We start from the raw sequence: 14,911 nt of genomic DNA, 5'->3' as shown, positions 1-14,911 counted from the left end.
CCGGGCCCACGGCCGCTGAAGACCCAAGGCGTCAGCGGTCGAGCCTCGCAGGGTTGGCGCTCACGGTGTGAGCCGGTCCCGCGACGGGCGTGCCCCGGCCACCGCGGGCCCGGCCTCCTCGGCCAGGGGGCGTGCCGTGGCCAGCCCCGCCAGCAGCCCCGCGCCCACCGACACCTCGGTGAAGCTCAGCGCGTCACCGACGGCGGCGATCGCCGCGAGGGCGGTCAGAGCGGCACCCGCCGTCAGGGCGACGGGCGTGGGCCGCGCGGTGCGCCACAGCGCGTAGAGCACCCATGCGTACGCCGCCGCCAGCAGCGCCACGCCGATCAGGCCCTGCTCGGCGGCCTGCTGCCACAGCGCCGAGTGCGGCTTGCCGTCGGGCTGCAGCGACTGCGCGGCTGTCGCGCTGAACTCCCCGAAGCGGCCCGGTCCGACGCCCAGGCCGGCGTCGCGGTGGGCCAGGTGGAGCGCCTCCCGCCAGAGGGCGACGCGGTGCGCGGTCAGCTGCCCCTCGAGCGAGTCGGCGAGGCCGCCGGGCAGCATCCGCGCGGCCAGCGCCCAGCTCGCCCCCGTCACCCCGGCGGCCACCAGCGCCAGGGCGGCGACGGCGGGCCCGCGGCGCCGTATCCGGCCGGCGGCCAGCGAGCAGAGCAGCACCACGACGCAGCCGGCCAGCCCGGCTCCCGAGCCGAGCGCGGCGGCGGTCACCGCGACCGCGACGGCCAGGGCGCGCAGCGCCAGGCGCAGCACGGGCGCCGGCGCGGCCCACGCGGCGCAGCAGGCGGCGCCCGCCGACAGCGTCAGCACGCCCGCCGTGGCGCCCGCGTGCCCCAGCGGGGCGGTGAACTGCGCACCGGGAGCCAGCCCCGGGGCCGCCACCGCGAGCGCCGCCCCGGCCAGCGCCCCGGCGCAGGGCGCGGCCACCGGCAGCAGCGCGCCGCAGATCCTGCCCGTGGCGTACCCGGCGGCGACGGCGAGCACGGCCAGCAGCACGCCCTCGGGCCGGCCCTCCTGCCACGCGCCCGTGACCAGCGACCATGCCGCGCAGGCGCCGAGCACCGCGACACCGGCCGCGTCAGAAACGTTTCGTCCGGCGTCGTACGCCTGTCTTCCGCCGTCCGCCCCGCCCGCGGACGTCATCCCCGTGGACCGCACCCATCGCCCCCCGGAACACCCGGTCGCCCCCGACCCGACACACGCACCCCGCCCGGCCCGGCCGCGAACGGCCGCACCACCGGGGCTCCGGCACACCGTAACGGCTGATGACCGGATTGTGGACGTCCCGTGCGCAAGGACACGGCCACGCGGGGCACGGATCACGGGCCCCCGAACGGCGACGCCGTCCGGTGCGAACAGGCCCATGAACCGGCGCGGACAGGCCCGTGAAGAGGGCTGCCGTGCGCGCGCCGCCGCCCGCCTGGGCCCGCGGACCGCGCTGTCGGCGCCGAGGTCACGCGCCGTACACTCCCGGGGTGACCGTCACCGCAACTTCCGTCGACGAGTCGGACCGGCTGCGACCGCGGCCCGAGTCCGGGCCCTGGAGGGCCCGGCTGGTCCGGCTCGTGCCTGCCGCCGCCGCGGCGCTGTCCGGCGTGCTCCTGTACGTCAGCTTCCCGCCGCGCGCGCAGTGGTGGCTGGCCCTGCCCGCCTTCGCCGTCCTCGGCTGGGTGCTGCGCGGCCGCGGCTGGAAGGCGGCGCTCGGCCTCGGCTACCTCTTCGGGCTCGGTTTCCTGCTGCCGCTGCTGGTGTGGACCGGCGTGGAGGTCGGCGCCGGTCCGTGGCTGGCGCTCGTCGTCGTGGAGGCCGTCTTCGTCGCCCTGGTGGGCGCCGGTATCGCCGCGGTGTCCAGACTGCCCGCCTGGCCGCTGTGGGCCGCGGCCGTGTGGATCGCCGGTGAGGCGGTACGCGCGCGCGTGCCGTTCCGCGGCTTCCCCTGGGGCAAGATCGCTTTCGGGCAGGCCGACGGGGTGTTCCTGCCGCTGGCCGCCGTGGGCGGCACCCCTGTGCTGGGCTTCGCGGTCGTCCTGTGCGGATTCGGGCTGTGCGAGGCCGTGCGCCTGGCGGTGGAGGGGCGGCGCACCCGCACGGTGCGGCGCCCGGCCGCCGCGGTCGCCCTGCTGAGCGTCGCGGTGCCGGTGGCCGGCGCGGTGGCGGCCCGGCCCCTGGTGAGCGACAAGGCGGAGAACGGCACCGCGACCGTCGCGGTCATCCAGGGCAACGTGCCGCGCTCGGGCCTGGAGTTCAACGCCCAGCGGCGGGCCGTGCTCGACTACCACGCGCGGGAGACCGAGCGGCTGGCGGAGGCGGTCAAGGCCGGGAAGGCGCCCAGGCCCGACTTCGTGCTCTGGCCGGAGAACTCCTCCGACATCGACCCCTTCGCCAACGCCGACGCCCGCGCGGTCATCAACCGGGCGGCGCGGGAGATCGGCGTGCCCATCTCCGTGGGCGCGGTCGTCGAACGGGACGGCAAGCTGCTCAACGAGCAGGTGCTGTGGGACCCGGTCCAGGGCCCCGTGCAGACCTACGACAAGCGGCAGATCCAGCCGTTCGGCGAGTACCTGCCGCTGCGCTCCCTGCTCGGGACGATCAACAAGAACTGGACGACGATGGTCCGGCAGGACTTCAGCCGGGGCGCCAAGCCGGGCGTGTTCGACGTCGAGGGCACCAAGATCGGCCTGGCCACCTGCTACGAGGCCGCCTTCGACTGGGCCGTGCGCGACACCGTCACCGACGGTGCGCAGATGATCTCCGTGCCGAGCAACAACGCCACCTTCGACCGCAGCGAGATGACCTACCAGCAGCTCGCCATGTCCCGCATCCGCGCGGTCGAGCACAGCCGCACCGTCACCGTGCCGGTGACCAGCGGCGTCAGCGCCGTCATCATGCCCGACGGGCACATCACGCAGAAGACCGGCATGTTCGTCCCCGCCTACCTGGTCCAGAAGGTTCCGCTGCGCTCCTCGAAGACCCCGGCCACCGAACTCGGCGTCCTGCCGGAGATCGCCCTGGTGCTGGTCGCGGCGGGCGGCCTCGGCTGGGCGATCGGCGCGGGCCTGCGCGGACGGCGCGCCGGGGAGGCGTAGGCACGGGGCCGTACGCGACCGGCGAATACGGAACGGCCGCTACGAAAGGCGAATACGGAGCGGGCGCTACGGAGCAGGTGCCACGGAGCTGGCGCCACGGAACCGGGCGGTGGGCCGGAGACAGGGGCGCCGAGCCGCCCGTTAAGGTCCCCCGCATGGGTACTCCTGACTTCATCCGCACGATCCGCGCCTCGGCCGGGCAGCAGTTGCTGTGGCTGCCCGGGGTCAGCGCCGTCGTCTTCGACGACCGGGGCAGGGTCCTGCTGGGCCGGCGCGCGGACAACCGCAAGTGGGCGCTGATCTCCGGCATCCCCGACCCCGGCGAGCAGCCCGCCGCCTGCGCCGTGCGGGAGGTCCACGAGGAGACCGCCGTACGGTGCGTGCCGGAGCGGATCGTGATGGTGCAGTCAGGCAGGCCCGTCACCTTCCCCAACGGCGACGTCTGCCAGTTCATGGACATCACCTTCCGCTGCCGCTCGGTCGGCGGCGAGGCGCGGGTCAACGACGACGAGTCGCTGGACGTCGGATGGTTCGAGGTAGACGCGCTGCCGAGGATGGACGAGCGCCACTACGTGCGGATCAAGCAGGCCCTGTCCGATGAACCCACATGGTTCGAGCCCACGAGTCTTGAATGAAGTATGGGGTCGGCCCACATGTGGTCCGGTAGGGGTGCTGCCTAGGCTCGACGTATGACCTCGCCCAGCCCCCCCACGGGATCCCACGCCACCTCGCTCGACCTCGGCGGCCGCACCGCCCTCGTCACCGGCGCGGCCGGCGGCATCGGCCGCGCCTGCGCGCTGCGGCTGGCCGCCGCCGGGGCGAAGGTGAGAGCCGTCGACCGGGACGCCGAGGGCCTGGAGGCGCTCGCCGCGCTGTCCGGCCCGCTCGCGGGCACCCTCGAGGCGCGCGTCCTCGACCTCACCGACCTGGACGCCGCCGAGCAGGTGGCCGCCGGCACGGACGTGCTCGTAAACAACGCCGGCATCCAGTTGGTACGGCCCGTCGAGGAGTTCCCGCCCGAGGTCTTCCACACCGTGCTCACCGTGATGCTGGAGGCGCCGTTCCGGCTCGTCCGCGGAGCGCTGCCGCACATGTACGGGCAGGGGTGGGGGCGGATCGTCAACATCTCCTCCGTGCACGGCCTGCGCGCCTCCGCCTACAAGTCGGCGTACGTGGCCGCCAAGCACGGGCTCGAAGGGCTGTCCAAGACGGTCGCCCTCGAAGGCGCCCCGCACGGCGTCACCTCCAACTGCGTGAACCCCGCCTACGTGCGCACCCCGCTGGTCGAGAAGCAGATCGCCGACCAGGCACGCGCCCACGGCATCCCGGAGGAGCGGGTGGTGTCCGAGGTGCTCCTGCAGGACAGCGCGGTCAAGAGGCTGATCGAACCGGAGGAGGTCGCGGAGGCCGTGGCGTACCTGTGCGGCCCGCAGGCGTCCTTCGTCACCGGCACGTCGCTGGTGCTGGACGGCGGCTGGACCGCGCACTGAACGGCACCGCCGTGCAGCCCGGCCGCTCCGCGGTTTTCCACAGGGCTCACCGCACCGCCGGGCGATGGGGAATCCTGTGACCATGTCCAGCGATCACACGCAGCCCGACGGCCGCCCCGCCACTGCCCAGGCCACCGCGCCCGCCACGCGGACCGACGCCCGCCACGAGGCGGCCGCCGGGCGGCCCGGTCCCAGCGCCGGGGATGCCGTCGTGCGGCCCGGCGCGCCTGGCGGAGGGAGCGGCCCGGGCGGTTCGCGGGGCGACGGCAGGGACGGTCCTGCGGTTGGCCGGCCGGGTAGGCGGCACGACCTGGGTGCCGAGCAGGGCGGCGAGGTGCCGGAGCGGGCGGCCGGGCAGGCCGGCGGGCGGCGGGAGCCGGGTGCGGTGCGCACGCCCGGGCGGCACGAGGCGGACGGGCGGCACGAGGCCGGTGCGCTGTCGTCGGACGTCGCCGCCGGGGCTCCGTTCCTCGAGCTTCTGGCGCGGGGGGCGCCGGCCGCCGCGTACGAGCAGCCGGTGCTGAGGGCGCGGGCCGAGGGGCGTCCGGCCGAGTGGATCGCGGCGCTGGAGCACGCGAAGTTCCTCGCGCTGCGCGTGCGCGCGGAGCTGGAGGGACGCCGCCGCCGCGAGGCGGAGCTCTCGGCGCTGTTCGAGACCGCCCACGACCTGGCGGGCCTGCGCGACCTGAACGCGGTGCTCCAGGCCATCGTGCAGCGCGCCCGCTCCCTGCTCGGCACGGACGTCGCCTACCTCACGCTCAACGACCCCGCGCGCGGCGACACTTACATGCGTGTCACCGAGGGCTCGGTGGCCGCGCGCTTCCAGCAGTTGCGGCTGGGCATGGGGGAGGGGCTGGGCGGCCTCGTCGCCCAGACCGCCCGCCCCTATGTCACCGACGACTACTTCGAGGACGCCCGCTTCCAGCACACCGGCACCATCGACGCCGGCGTCCAGGACGAGGGCCTGGTCGCCATCCTCGGCGTGCCCCTGATGCTGGGTCCCCAGGTCATCGGCGTGCTGTTCGCCGCCGACCGCCGGGCCCGTGTGTTCGAGCGGGAGCAGATCGCCCTGCTCGGTTCCTTCGCGGCCCTCGCTGCCGCCGCCATCGACAGCGCCAACCTGCTCACCGAGACCCGGTCCGCGCTGGCCGGTCTTGAGCGGGCCAACGAGATCATCCGCGACCGCAGCGGCGTGATCGAACGCGCCTCCGACGTGCACGACCGGCTCGCCGAACTCGTCCTGCGCGGCGGCGGGGTGCACGACGTGGCCGCCGCCGTCTCCCAGGTCCTCGCCGGCACCGTCGACTTCACCGAGGCCGGCGACGTCCCCGCGCGCGCCCTGGAGGCCTCCCGGGCCGAGGGACACGCGGTGCGTCACGGCGACGACTGGATCGCGGCGGTCGCCGCCGGTGGCGAACTGCTCGGTGCGCTGGTGCTGCGGGGGCAACCCGGTCTGGATCCCGTGGACCAGCGCACCCTGGAGCGCGCCGCGATGGTCACCTCGTTGCTGCTGCTCGCCAGACGCTCGGCCGCCGAGGCCGAGCAGCGCGTCAGGGGCGAGTTGCTGGACGACCTCCTGGACGCCCGCGACCGCGATCCGCGCCTGCTGGTCGAGCGCGCCGCCCGGCTCGGCGCCGACCTGGACGCCACCCACGTCGTTCTCGCCGCCCGCCTGGACGCGCCGGCCGCCGACGCCGACGAGGAGGCCGACGCCCGGCGCCGCCTGTGGTCCGCGGCCTTCCACCTGGCGGCCACCCGTCGTGGCCTGGCCGCCGCCCGGGACGGCGGCACCGTCCTGCTGCTGCCCCTGCGGCAGGGGGACAGCGCGACCGGACTCGCCCGCCGCACCGCCCGTCACCTGGGCACCGCCGTGCACGAGGCGGTCACCGTGGGCGCCTCCGCCCCGGTCGACGACCTGGCCGCCCACCCCGGCACGGTCACGGCCGCCTACGAGGAGGCGCGGCGCTGTCTCGAGGCCCTCGGGCTTCTCGGCCGCACCGGGGACGGCGCCGCCGCCGAGGACTTCGGCTTCCTCGGCCTGCTGCTCGCCGGAGACCGTGACATAGCGGGCTTCGTCGAGCGCACCGTCGGCCGTGTCGTCGCCTACGACGAGCGGCGCGGCACGGATCTCATACGCACGCTGGAGTCTTACTTCGCCTGCGGCATGAGCCCCGCCCGCACCAAGGACGAGCTGCACGTGCACGTGAACACCGTCGCCCAGCGCCTGGAACGCGTCGCGCGCCTGCTGGGCGACGACTGGCAGACCCCGGCCCGTGCCCTGGAGATCCAACTCGCCCTACGCCTGCACCGCCTGTCCGCACCCCCCCACCCCTGACCCGCCCCCACGCGCCCCACACCGCGCCGGTCCGCACGCGCGGGGCGCTCGGTCCTGCCCCCGCCCTCTTGTCCCGCACCGTGCCGGGCCCGGCAGCCCGCCGACCCCCGCACCCCGAATTCCCACGCCCGGCGCCGCGCGTACGGCGCCGCGCGGCCTCCGCCCGCGCGGCCCGCACCGCCGGGGTTGCGCCGCGCCGCCCCGCACGCGCGGCCCGCACCACGGCGGCCGGCCCCCGCACGTGTGGGCGTGCGGGGGCCGGGTGGAAGGGTGGCGTGGGTGGGTCAGGCGGGCCGTGCGTCGGCGGTCCGGGGCGTCGTGGGCTCGGCGGACTCGTCGGCCTCGGCGGCGGCCAGGTCGCGGTGGCGCGTCTCCTTGGCCACTCCGACGGCGATCAGCGTCAGCACGGAGGCGGCGACGACGTAGAGGGCGATCGGGGTGGAGCTGCCGTAGTCGGACAGCAGGGCGGTGGCGATCAGCGGGGCGGGGGCGCCTGCGGCGACCGAGGCGAACTGGGCGCCGATCGACGCGCCGGAGTAGCGCATCCGGGTCGCGAACATCTCGGAGAAGAAGGCCGCCTGCGGGGCGTACATGGCGCCGTGCAGGACCAGACCCACGGTCACCGCGATGACCAGGTTGCCGAAGCCACCCGTGTCGATGAGGGAGAAGAACGGGAACATCCACAGGCCGACCCCGGCCGCGCCCAGCAGGTACACCGGCCGGCGCCCGATGCGGTCCGAGAGGGCACCCCAGGCCGGGATGACGGCGAAGTGCACGGCGGAGGCGATGAGCACGGCGTTGAGCGCGGTCTGCTTGGAGACCCCGGCGGAGGTGGTGGCGTAGACGAGGATGAAGGCGGTGATGACGTAGTAGCTGATGTTCTCCGCCATGCGGGCGCCCATCGCGATCAGCACGTCGCGCCAGTGGTGCCGCAGCACGCCGACGAGCGGCAGCTTCTCGCTCTCGGCATCGGCCCCGGCGGCGGCCGCGGCCTTGCGGGCCTCGGCCCGCTCCAGCGCCTGCCGGAACACCGGCGACTCATCGACAGAGAGACGAATCCACAAACCGACGATCACCAGCACCCCGGACAGCAGGAACGGGATCCGCCAGCCCCAGCTCCCGAAGGCCTGGTCCGACAGCACGGCGGTCAGCAGCGAGAGCACGCCCGTGGCGAGCAACTGCCCCGCCGGCGCCCCGGTCTGCGGCCACGAGGCCCAGAACCCGCGCCGCCGCGCGTCCCCGTGCTCGGACACCAGCAGTACGGCCCCGCCCCACTCGCCGCCGAGCGCGAAGCCCTGGACCAGACGCAGCGTGGTGAGCAGCACCGGAGCGGCGGAGCCGACGGTCGCGTGGGTGGGCAGCAGACCGATCGCGAAGGTCGCCCCACCCATCATCAGCAGGCTCAGCACCAGCAGCTTCTTGCGCCCGATCCGGTCGCCGTAGTGACCGAAGACGAGCGCGCCCAGCGGCCGGGCCGCGAACCCGACCGCGTACGTCAGGAACGACAGCAGCGTCCCCACCAGCGGATCGGAGTCCGGGAAGAACAACTTGTTGAACACGAGCGCGGCGGCCGAGCCGTACAGGAAGAAGTCGTACCACTCGATGGTGGTGCCGATGAGGCTGGCGGCGACGATGCGGGGGAGGTTCGCCGGTTTGGGCGGGGCGGATGCTGCGGAGGCCATGTGCGCCACTTCCTCGTGTGCGGTGGGGACGGGTACGTGTCGGCACACCGTAGAAACGCACAGGTCGGGCGGACATGTGGTGGGACTACATAGTTCCGGCGTGAGGTGTGCGCGCAGGCGCCATGCTGGGGAGCCGGCGGGTCCCGAAAGCGCCGGGCGGACCTGGACCGCCCGGTCGCCGTCAGCGGTGCCGCCGGCGGACGCTCACGCTCCTGCGCGTGTGCAGCCGGGGCCCCGGCTGTTGCCGTCGGCGCCTCTTTGCCGCGCCCTTGGCGCTCCCCTGCGCACGGGGCCGACCGGGCGGGAGCACCCGCTGAGCTCCCCGATGGCGGTCTCGACGGCCCGCAACTCCTCCTCGGCGCGCCCCGGTTCCTCCGCGTCGAGCCGCAAGAAGGCGTTCCGCGCCTGCTCGTGAACGCGCAGCACCTTGCTCTCGGTGTTCACCGGCGGCTACGGGGCGCCCGGCCGGGTCCGCTGGGCGGTGACGAACACTGCGTCACCTGGGCCGAGGAGATGAGCTTCACGGATGCCTGCTGGGGTGCAACACGGATGAGGCCTGGGGCGTGGTCTGACGGGTACGCCTGCGGCGAGCGGCGGTCCTCGAGGGCGATGTCGCCGTCCCCGTCGCCGTCTCCCGGCATCTGCCCTGTCACCATCGGCGGTGGTCCTCGATCATCTGCGTGATATATACATCCTCCACATCTTCTTCACCGTCTGCTTCGTCGTGCTGGGGGGAGTTCCATGTCCGAAGGGGGACGGGTCGGGCGGGTGCTTCCCGCTCGGCCCGGTGATCCGTCGTGTGTCGGGCCGTACCGGATCATCGGCCGGCTCGGCTCCGGCGGCATGGGTACCGTGTACGCAGGGCTGGACGCCGGGGGACTGAGGGTCGCGGTCAAGGTGATCCATCCCGCGCAGGCGGAGGACCCGGAGTTCCGCGCCCGCTTCCGGTGGGAGGTGCAACTCTCGGCGCGGGTGCAGGGGCCGTGCCTGCTGCCGCTGCTCGCCGCGGACACCGAGGCCGACGCGCCCTGGCTGGCGACCGCCTACGCCCCCGGACCCACCCTCAGCGGGTACCTGGCCGAGCACGGCCCGCTGACCGGCGGCACCCTGTACGCCTTCGCGACCGGCACCGCGCAGGCGCTGGCGGCCGTTCACGCCGCCGGTGTCGTGCACCGGGACGTGAAGCCGCAGAACGTCATCCTCACGCCCGCCGGGCCCCGGGTCCTGGACTTCGGCATCGCCCGCGCGGCCGACGGCACCAGCGTCACCCGGACCGGCGTCATGACCGGCACGCCCGGGTGGATCAGCCCTGAGTACTACCGCACCAGTGAGGCGGGGCCCGAGGGTGACCTGTTCGCCTGGGGCGCGCTCGTCGCGTACGCCGCCACCGGGCGGCTGCCCTTCGGCACCGGCGCTCCGGACGTCGTGGCCTTCCGCGTGCTCTCGGGCGAGCCCGACCTCGGCGAAGTGCCGGAGGCGGTGAGGGAGGTCGTCGAGAAGGCGCTCGCCAAGGACCCCGCCGAGCGGATCACCGCCGAGTCGGCGGCACAGGAGTGCTCGCGGCTGCTTGCCGCCGAGACCACCCAGGTCGTCGCCGGCGCCGGGGGATGGGAACCCACCCGGGTCGGTGAACTGGTCGCCGCCGAGTGGGAGATGCCCACGCTGGACGACCCAGCTTGGCATGCCCCTGCCCCCGCCCCCGCCTCTGCTCCTGTCCCCGATCCGGCTGTCGGCCGAGCCGCCGGTCTCGCCGCCTCCCGCAGACGTACCGTCGTCACCGTCCTCGCCGTCGCCGCCGTCCTCGGTGCCGCGGCGGGCGGTGTCATGGCCCTTCCCGCCCTCGGCCATGGCGGCGGGGCGGACCGGGGAGCCAAGGCCGCCTCCGGCCCGGCCACCGCCGGATCGCCGGCCGCCCCTGTGGACGGCACCGCGCGGTCCGCGTCCGGCGCGTCCGCCGCACCCCGCGCCTCGGCGGAGCCGGCGGGTGATCCGCGTTCGGCCGCCGTCCCGACCGATCCGCTGGCCGGTGTGCCCGACCCCGCCTACACGCGTTCCGCCGACCAGGACCAGCCGACGGACGCCGAGTGGGCGGCCAGTGCCAGGGCGAGCGACGCGGGGGAGCGGGACGCCGCGCTGGCGATCCGGGACGACATGACGTCGATGCTCGCCACCAAGGGCATGGACTTCATGACGCCCACGGTGACGTTCAACAAGCGGGCGCAGACGGTGATGGTGACCGGGGGTCCCGTCTCCCAGATCCCCGAGGAGGACCAGGAGTTCTTCACCAGGACCGGGCAGGCGGCGGCCTGCACCGCACTGGCCCGCCGGCTCGGCGCGGCCCCCACCGCCTGGCCGTACGGCCGCTACGCCGTCTACTGGAAGAACTTCGACGGCGACACCGAGGCCGCCGTCCTCGGCTTCGGCCAGGCGACCGACGGCTGCTACGGCGCGATCGCCGGGCAGTGGCAGGGTGACGAGTCCGGACTCGCCGCCGCCCGCATACCGAGCACCGACCGGGCCGAGATCCGCGTCGCCGACGCCATCGACAAGGCGCTCGGCTCCGCGTGGAAGGCCCGGGTCGCCGAGGGGAGCGGAGTGGATCCGTCCGCGGCCCAGGACGACATCAGTCTGGGCTTCGACCCGGCCGAGAAGGCGACCTACGTGTGGATCGACGACACCTACGGCGACCTCGTCGGCCGCGCCCAGCGGGCCGACTTCCAGGACGTGGTGACCAGGACCGCCTGCCGGAAGCTGGTCGCGGAGTACGGCAGTGACAAGGCCTGGAAGTACACCCGCTGGTCCGTGGCCGTCTACGAGGGCAACAGCGGGCAGCCGGAGTTCACCGGTTCCGGGGACTGTGTGGGCTGAGCTGGGCGGTCGGCCGGGGCGGGTTGTTTCGCATTACACCTAAGTGCATAATGCAGTTATGTATGAGCCGGTCATGGACTCCGAAGGTGCCGCGGCCTCGGCGGAGGAACTGATCATCGCCGTCGAGGAACTGGTCCGGCACGTGCGCCGCAGCGCCACGGCCGGCGGGCTGAGCACCGCGGCCTCCTCGGTGCTGGCCCGGCTGGGCCGGGAGGGTCCGCACCGGCTGACCGAGCTGGCGCGCACCGAGGGCGTCTCCCAGCCGAACATGACCCAGCTCGTGACCCGCCTGGAGCGGGCCGGACTGGTGCGGCGCGCCGCCGACGCGAGCGACGGCCGGGGTGTGGTGGTGCGGGCCACCGACCTGGGCCGGGAGGTGTTCCGGCAGCGGCGTGCCGAACGCGCCGAGGCCCTTGGGCAGCTCGTCGAGGAACTGCCCGCCGCCGAACAGCAGGCGGTGCGCGTCGCGCTGCCCGCGCTGGCCCGCGCGATCAGGAACCGTCAGGCTCGCCCGTGAACCCCGGCAGGGCCGGCGCACCATCCCTCCCCACTCCCGTTCCCAACCCCAACTCCCCGGAAGAGAACCGCACATGAGTGCACCGCACGGAAAGGCTGCCAGCCCCTTCAAGCAGCCCAAGGCCGTCTGGGCCGTCGCGTTCGCCTGTGTCATCTCGTTCATGGGCATCGGCCTGGTCGACCCGATCCTGCCCGCCCTCGCCGAGAGCCTGCACGCCTCGCCCAGTCAGGTCTCCCTGCTCTTCAGCAGCTACCTGATCGTCACCGCGGTGGCCATGCTGATCGTCGGCTGGTTCTCCAGCCGCTTCGGCGCCAAGCGCACCCTCGTCGTAGGCCTGTCGGTCATCGTCGTCTTCGCCGCCCTGGCCGGCTGCTCCGGCTCCATCAACGGCATCGTCGGCTTCCGTGCCGGATGGGGACTGGGCAACGCCCTGTTCATCGCCACTTCCCTGGCCGTCATCGTCGCCTCCGCCAGCGGCGGCTTCGGCGGCGCGATCATCCTCTACGAGACCGCGCTCGGCCTCGGCATCGCGGTCGGCCCGCTGCTCGGAGGCGAGTTGGGCGCGATCAGCTGGCGCGGTCCCTTCTTCGGCGTCGCCGGCCTCATGGCCATCGCGCTCGTCGCCACCCTGGCCTTCGTGCCCGAGCTGCCCAAGCCGGCACGCCGCACCTCACCCGTCGCCCCGCTCAAGGCACTGCGCCACCGCGGCCTGCTGACCATGGGCATCATGGCCCTGCTCTACAACTGGGGCTTCTTCACCATGCTCGGCTACGCGCCGTACCCGATGAAGCTGAGCGCCCATCAGCTGGGGCTGGTCTTCACCGGGTGGGGCCTGCTCGTGGCCGCCTTCAGCGTCTTCTTCGCGCCCCGGCTGCAAGCCCGCTTCGGCACCGCGCCCGTGCTGTACGCCAACCTCCTCGGACTCGGCGTCGTCATGGCCGTCATAGCCGCCGGGGTCGCCACCCCCACGGTGGTGATCGTCGCGGTGATCGTCAGCGGCGCGTTCATCGGCATCAACAACACCCTGACCACCCAGGCGGTCATGCTCGTCTCCCCGGTCGAGCGTCCCGTCGCGTCCTCCGCCTACGGCTTCCTGCGCTTCATCGGCGGCGGCCTGGCCCCCTACGTCGCCGGCAAGCTCGCCGACGCCACCGATCTGAGCGTGCCCTTCTACGTCGGCGCGGCCACCTTCGTCCTCGCCATCCCGGTGCTGGCCAGCGGCCACCGGCTGCTGCGGCAGGCGGAGACGCGCACCGGCGAGGGCGAACCCGTCGAGCCGACGCTCACCCGTGTCGGCGACGCGCCGAGCGGCACCACGCCTCCCGTCGTCGTCGCGGTCGGCGACCACGACCGGGCCGCCGTGATCGTGGACACCGCAGCGCGCCTCGCCCGGGACACCGGCAGTCCTCTGGAGGTCGTGCACGTGCAGCAGACCGCCGTCGTCGAGGAGCAGGCCGTCGACGCCGAGGACCTCGCCCATGCCCGCGCGACCGTGACCGCCCATCTCGACCGGCTGGCCGCCCAGGGCGTCGCCGCGACCGGGCAGATCCTCACCAGCGTCGGCGACCACGCCGCGGCCGGCCGCGCACTGGCCCGGCACGCCGCCGAACTGGGCGCCCGCACCGTGGCGGTGGGCCGCTCGCCGCGCGGCCCGCTGGCCCAGTTCGCCGACGGCAGCTTCACCACCGCCCTCACCCACGCCGCCACCTGCACGGTCGTCCTGGTCGACCCCGACAGCGACCCCCGGCCCCTGGACGCGGCCACCCTGACGGCGCTGCGCGGCGCGGCCGGCTGAGCCGGCGCCCGCGCCACGCCGTTCCCCGCGCCTAGGACTTGCGACGGCGCCCGTCGGCGCGGGACATCCGGTCGGCGCCCCTGGAGCCGGCGGTCACCTGCTCCGACTCCGACTCGGAGTCCTGGCAGGAGCCGCCGGTTTCGCCGTCCGGGCCGTCCTCGCCGAGGTCGAGTATGCCGTCGCCGTACAGGTCCTCCAGCCAGGTGGTCTGGTAGATCGTGTCGAGATAGCGCTCGCCGAGGTCCGGCGCGATGGCCACCGCGGTCAGCCCGGGACACTCATGGCGGGCCAGCCACTCCATCGCGCCGCTGACCACCGTCCCGGTGGAGCCGCCGAACAGGAAGCCGCGCCTGGCCAGCCGGTGACAGGCCCGGATGGTGTCCGCCTCCTCGACCCGGACCACCTCGTCCACGTAGGACTCGTCGAGCAGCGGCGGGCGCATGCTCATGCCGAGGCCGGGGATCATCCGCCGGCCCGGCTTGCCGCCGAAGGCCACCGAGCCGACGGTGTCCACCGCCACGATCCGCACCGGCCGGTGCCACTCGCGGAAGTAGCGCGCGCAGCCCATCAGGGTGCCCGTGGTGCCGGCGCCCACGAACAGCACGTCCAGGCGCGGGAACTGGGAGGCGATCTCCGGCGCGGTCCTGCGGTAGTGCGCCCCCCAGTTGCCCGGGTTGGTGTACTGGCTCAGCCAGACGTACCGCTCGTCGGCGGCGCACAGAGCGCGGACGTAGTCGATGCGCGCGCCCAGGAACCCGCCGTTGGCGTCCAGGTCGGCGATGACGTGCACCTCGCTGCCCAGCGCCTCCATCAGCAGCCTGGTCGACAGGTTGCAGCGGGAGTCGGTCACGCACAGGAACCGGTAGCCCTTGCTGGCGGCGATCATGCTGAGCGCCACCCCCAGGTTGCCGGACGAGGACTCGATGATGACCGAGTCGGGGGACAGGAGGCCGTCGCGCTCCGCGGTCTCCACCATCTCGATCGCGGCCTTCAGCTTGATCGAGCCCGCGAAGTTGAAGCCCTCGCACTTCAGGTAGAGCGAGCGCCCGAAGATCGGCAGAAGGTCGACGTAGAGCTGGCCTTCGTTGAAGGCGTGGGGAGTGGAGATGACGGTCACGCTGGCCTCCTGATGCCTGGGCCG

The 14,911-nt window shown here is 74.2% G+C and carries 10 protein-coding genes; 7 read left to right on the top strand and 3 right to left on the bottom strand.

The window, feature by feature from the left end; genetic code table 11:
* Positions 1-60: 60 nt before the first annotated feature.
* Entirely contained in the window at positions 61-1,140 is a 1,080-nt protein-coding gene (locus IE217_RS06485; RefSeq protein ID WP_229865068.1) for an O-antigen ligase family protein, read from the bottom strand.
* Positions 1,141-1,472: 332 nt separating this feature from the next.
* On the opposite strand from IE217_RS06485, the gene lnt reads away from it, so the two are divergent.
* The 4 genes from lnt to IE217_RS06465 all read left to right on the top strand — a co-directional run bounded on the left by lnt (position 1,473) and on the right by IE217_RS06465 (position 6,908).
* Positions 1,473-3,083, top strand: coding sequence for an apolipoprotein N-acyltransferase (lnt, locus tag IE217_RS06480; RefSeq protein ID WP_190176746.1), 1,611 nt, complete (start codon positions 1,473-1,475; stop codon positions 3,081-3,083).
* Positions 3,084-3,238: 155 nt separating this feature from the next.
* Entirely contained in the window at positions 3,239-3,718 is a 480-nt protein-coding gene (locus IE217_RS06475; RefSeq protein ID WP_190176745.1) for an NUDIX hydrolase, read from the top strand.
* A gap of 54 nt (positions 3,719-3,772) precedes the next feature.
* On the top strand, positions 3,773-4,573 hold the full coding sequence (locus IE217_RS06470) for a 3-hydroxybutyrate dehydrogenase (RefSeq protein WP_190176744.1): 801 nt from the start codon (positions 3,773-3,775) through the stop codon (positions 4,571-4,573).
* Between the two features lie 82 nt (positions 4,574-4,655).
* Complete coding sequence (locus IE217_RS06465) at positions 4,656-6,908, top strand: helix-turn-helix domain-containing protein (RefSeq protein WP_229865067.1); 2,253 nt, start codon at positions 4,656-4,658, stop codon at positions 6,906-6,908.
* Positions 6,909-7,192: 284 nt separating this feature from the next.
* Here IE217_RS06465 and IE217_RS06460 read toward each other — a convergent pair whose 3' ends face one another.
* Positions 7,193-8,590, bottom strand: coding sequence for an MFS transporter (locus IE217_RS06460; protein WP_190176743.1), 1,398 nt, complete (start codon positions 8,588-8,590; stop codon positions 7,193-7,195).
* A gap of 741 nt (positions 8,591-9,331) precedes the next feature.
* Here IE217_RS06460 and IE217_RS06455 point away from each other — a divergent pair.
* From IE217_RS06455 to IE217_RS06445, 3 genes are all read left to right on the top strand, one after another.
* On the top strand, positions 9,332-11,458 hold the full coding sequence (locus IE217_RS06455) for a serine/threonine-protein kinase (RefSeq protein WP_190176742.1): 2,127 nt from the start codon (positions 9,332-9,334) through the stop codon (positions 11,456-11,458).
* 73 nt (positions 11,459-11,531) lie between these two features.
* Positions 11,532-11,975 carry a MarR family winged helix-turn-helix transcriptional regulator gene (locus tag IE217_RS06450; RefSeq protein ID WP_229865065.1) on the top strand — a complete coding sequence of 148 codons (444 nt, stop codon included), beginning with the start codon at positions 11,532-11,534 and terminating at the stop codon, positions 11,973-11,975.
* Between the two features lie 73 nt (positions 11,976-12,048).
* A complete protein-coding gene (locus IE217_RS06445) occupies positions 12,049-13,770 on the top strand; it encodes an MFS transporter (protein ID WP_190176740.1) in 1,722 nt (573 codons plus the stop codon).
* 31 nt (positions 13,771-13,801) lie between these two features.
* Here the strand turns inward: IE217_RS06445 and sbnA are convergent, their stop codons facing one another.
* On the bottom strand, positions 13,802-14,887 hold the full coding sequence (gene sbnA, locus IE217_RS06440) for a 2,3-diaminopropionate biosynthesis protein SbnA (RefSeq protein ID WP_190176739.1): 1,086 nt from the start codon (positions 14,885-14,887) through the stop codon (positions 13,802-13,804).
* Between the last annotated feature and the right edge of the window lie 24 nt (positions 14,888-14,911).

Source organism: Streptomyces naganishii JCM 4654, from assembly GCF_014650575.1.
GTDB lineage: Bacteria > Actinomycetota > Actinomycetes > Streptomycetales > Streptomycetaceae > Streptomyces > Streptomyces naganishii.
The sequence above is the reverse complement of the archived record's forward strand: the minus strand, read 5'-3'. Positions and strand labels throughout refer to the sequence as shown.

What these genes read in the sequence shown, in the direction of transcription:
- IE217_RS06485 (WP_229865068.1), bottom strand. Translation starts at nt 1,140, where the DNA reads ATGACGTCCGCGGGCGGGGCGGACGGCGGAAGACAGGCGTACGACGCC.
- IE217_RS06475 (WP_190176745.1), top strand. Translation starts at nt 3,239, where the DNA reads ATGGGTACTCCTGACTTCATCCGCACGATCCGCGCCTCGGCCGGGCAG.
- IE217_RS06470 (WP_190176744.1), top strand. Translation starts at nt 3,773, where the DNA reads ATGACCTCGCCCAGCCCCCCCACGGGATCCCACGCCACCTCGCTCGAC.
- IE217_RS06465 (WP_229865067.1), top strand. Translation starts at nt 4,656, where the DNA reads ATGTCCAGCGATCACACGCAGCCCGACGGCCGCCCCGCCACTGCCCAG.
- IE217_RS06460 (WP_190176743.1), bottom strand. Translation starts at nt 8,590, where the DNA reads ATGGCCTCCGCAGCATCCGCCCCGCCCAAACCGGCGAACCTCCCCCGC.
- IE217_RS06455 (WP_190176742.1), top strand. Translation starts at nt 9,332, where the DNA reads ATGTCCGAAGGGGGACGGGTCGGGCGGGTGCTTCCCGCTCGGCCCGGT.
- IE217_RS06450 (WP_229865065.1), top strand. Translation starts at nt 11,532, where the DNA reads ATGGACTCCGAAGGTGCCGCGGCCTCGGCGGAGGAACTGATCATCGCC.
- IE217_RS06445 (WP_190176740.1), top strand. Translation starts at nt 12,049, where the DNA reads ATGAGTGCACCGCACGGAAAGGCTGCCAGCCCCTTCAAGCAGCCCAAG.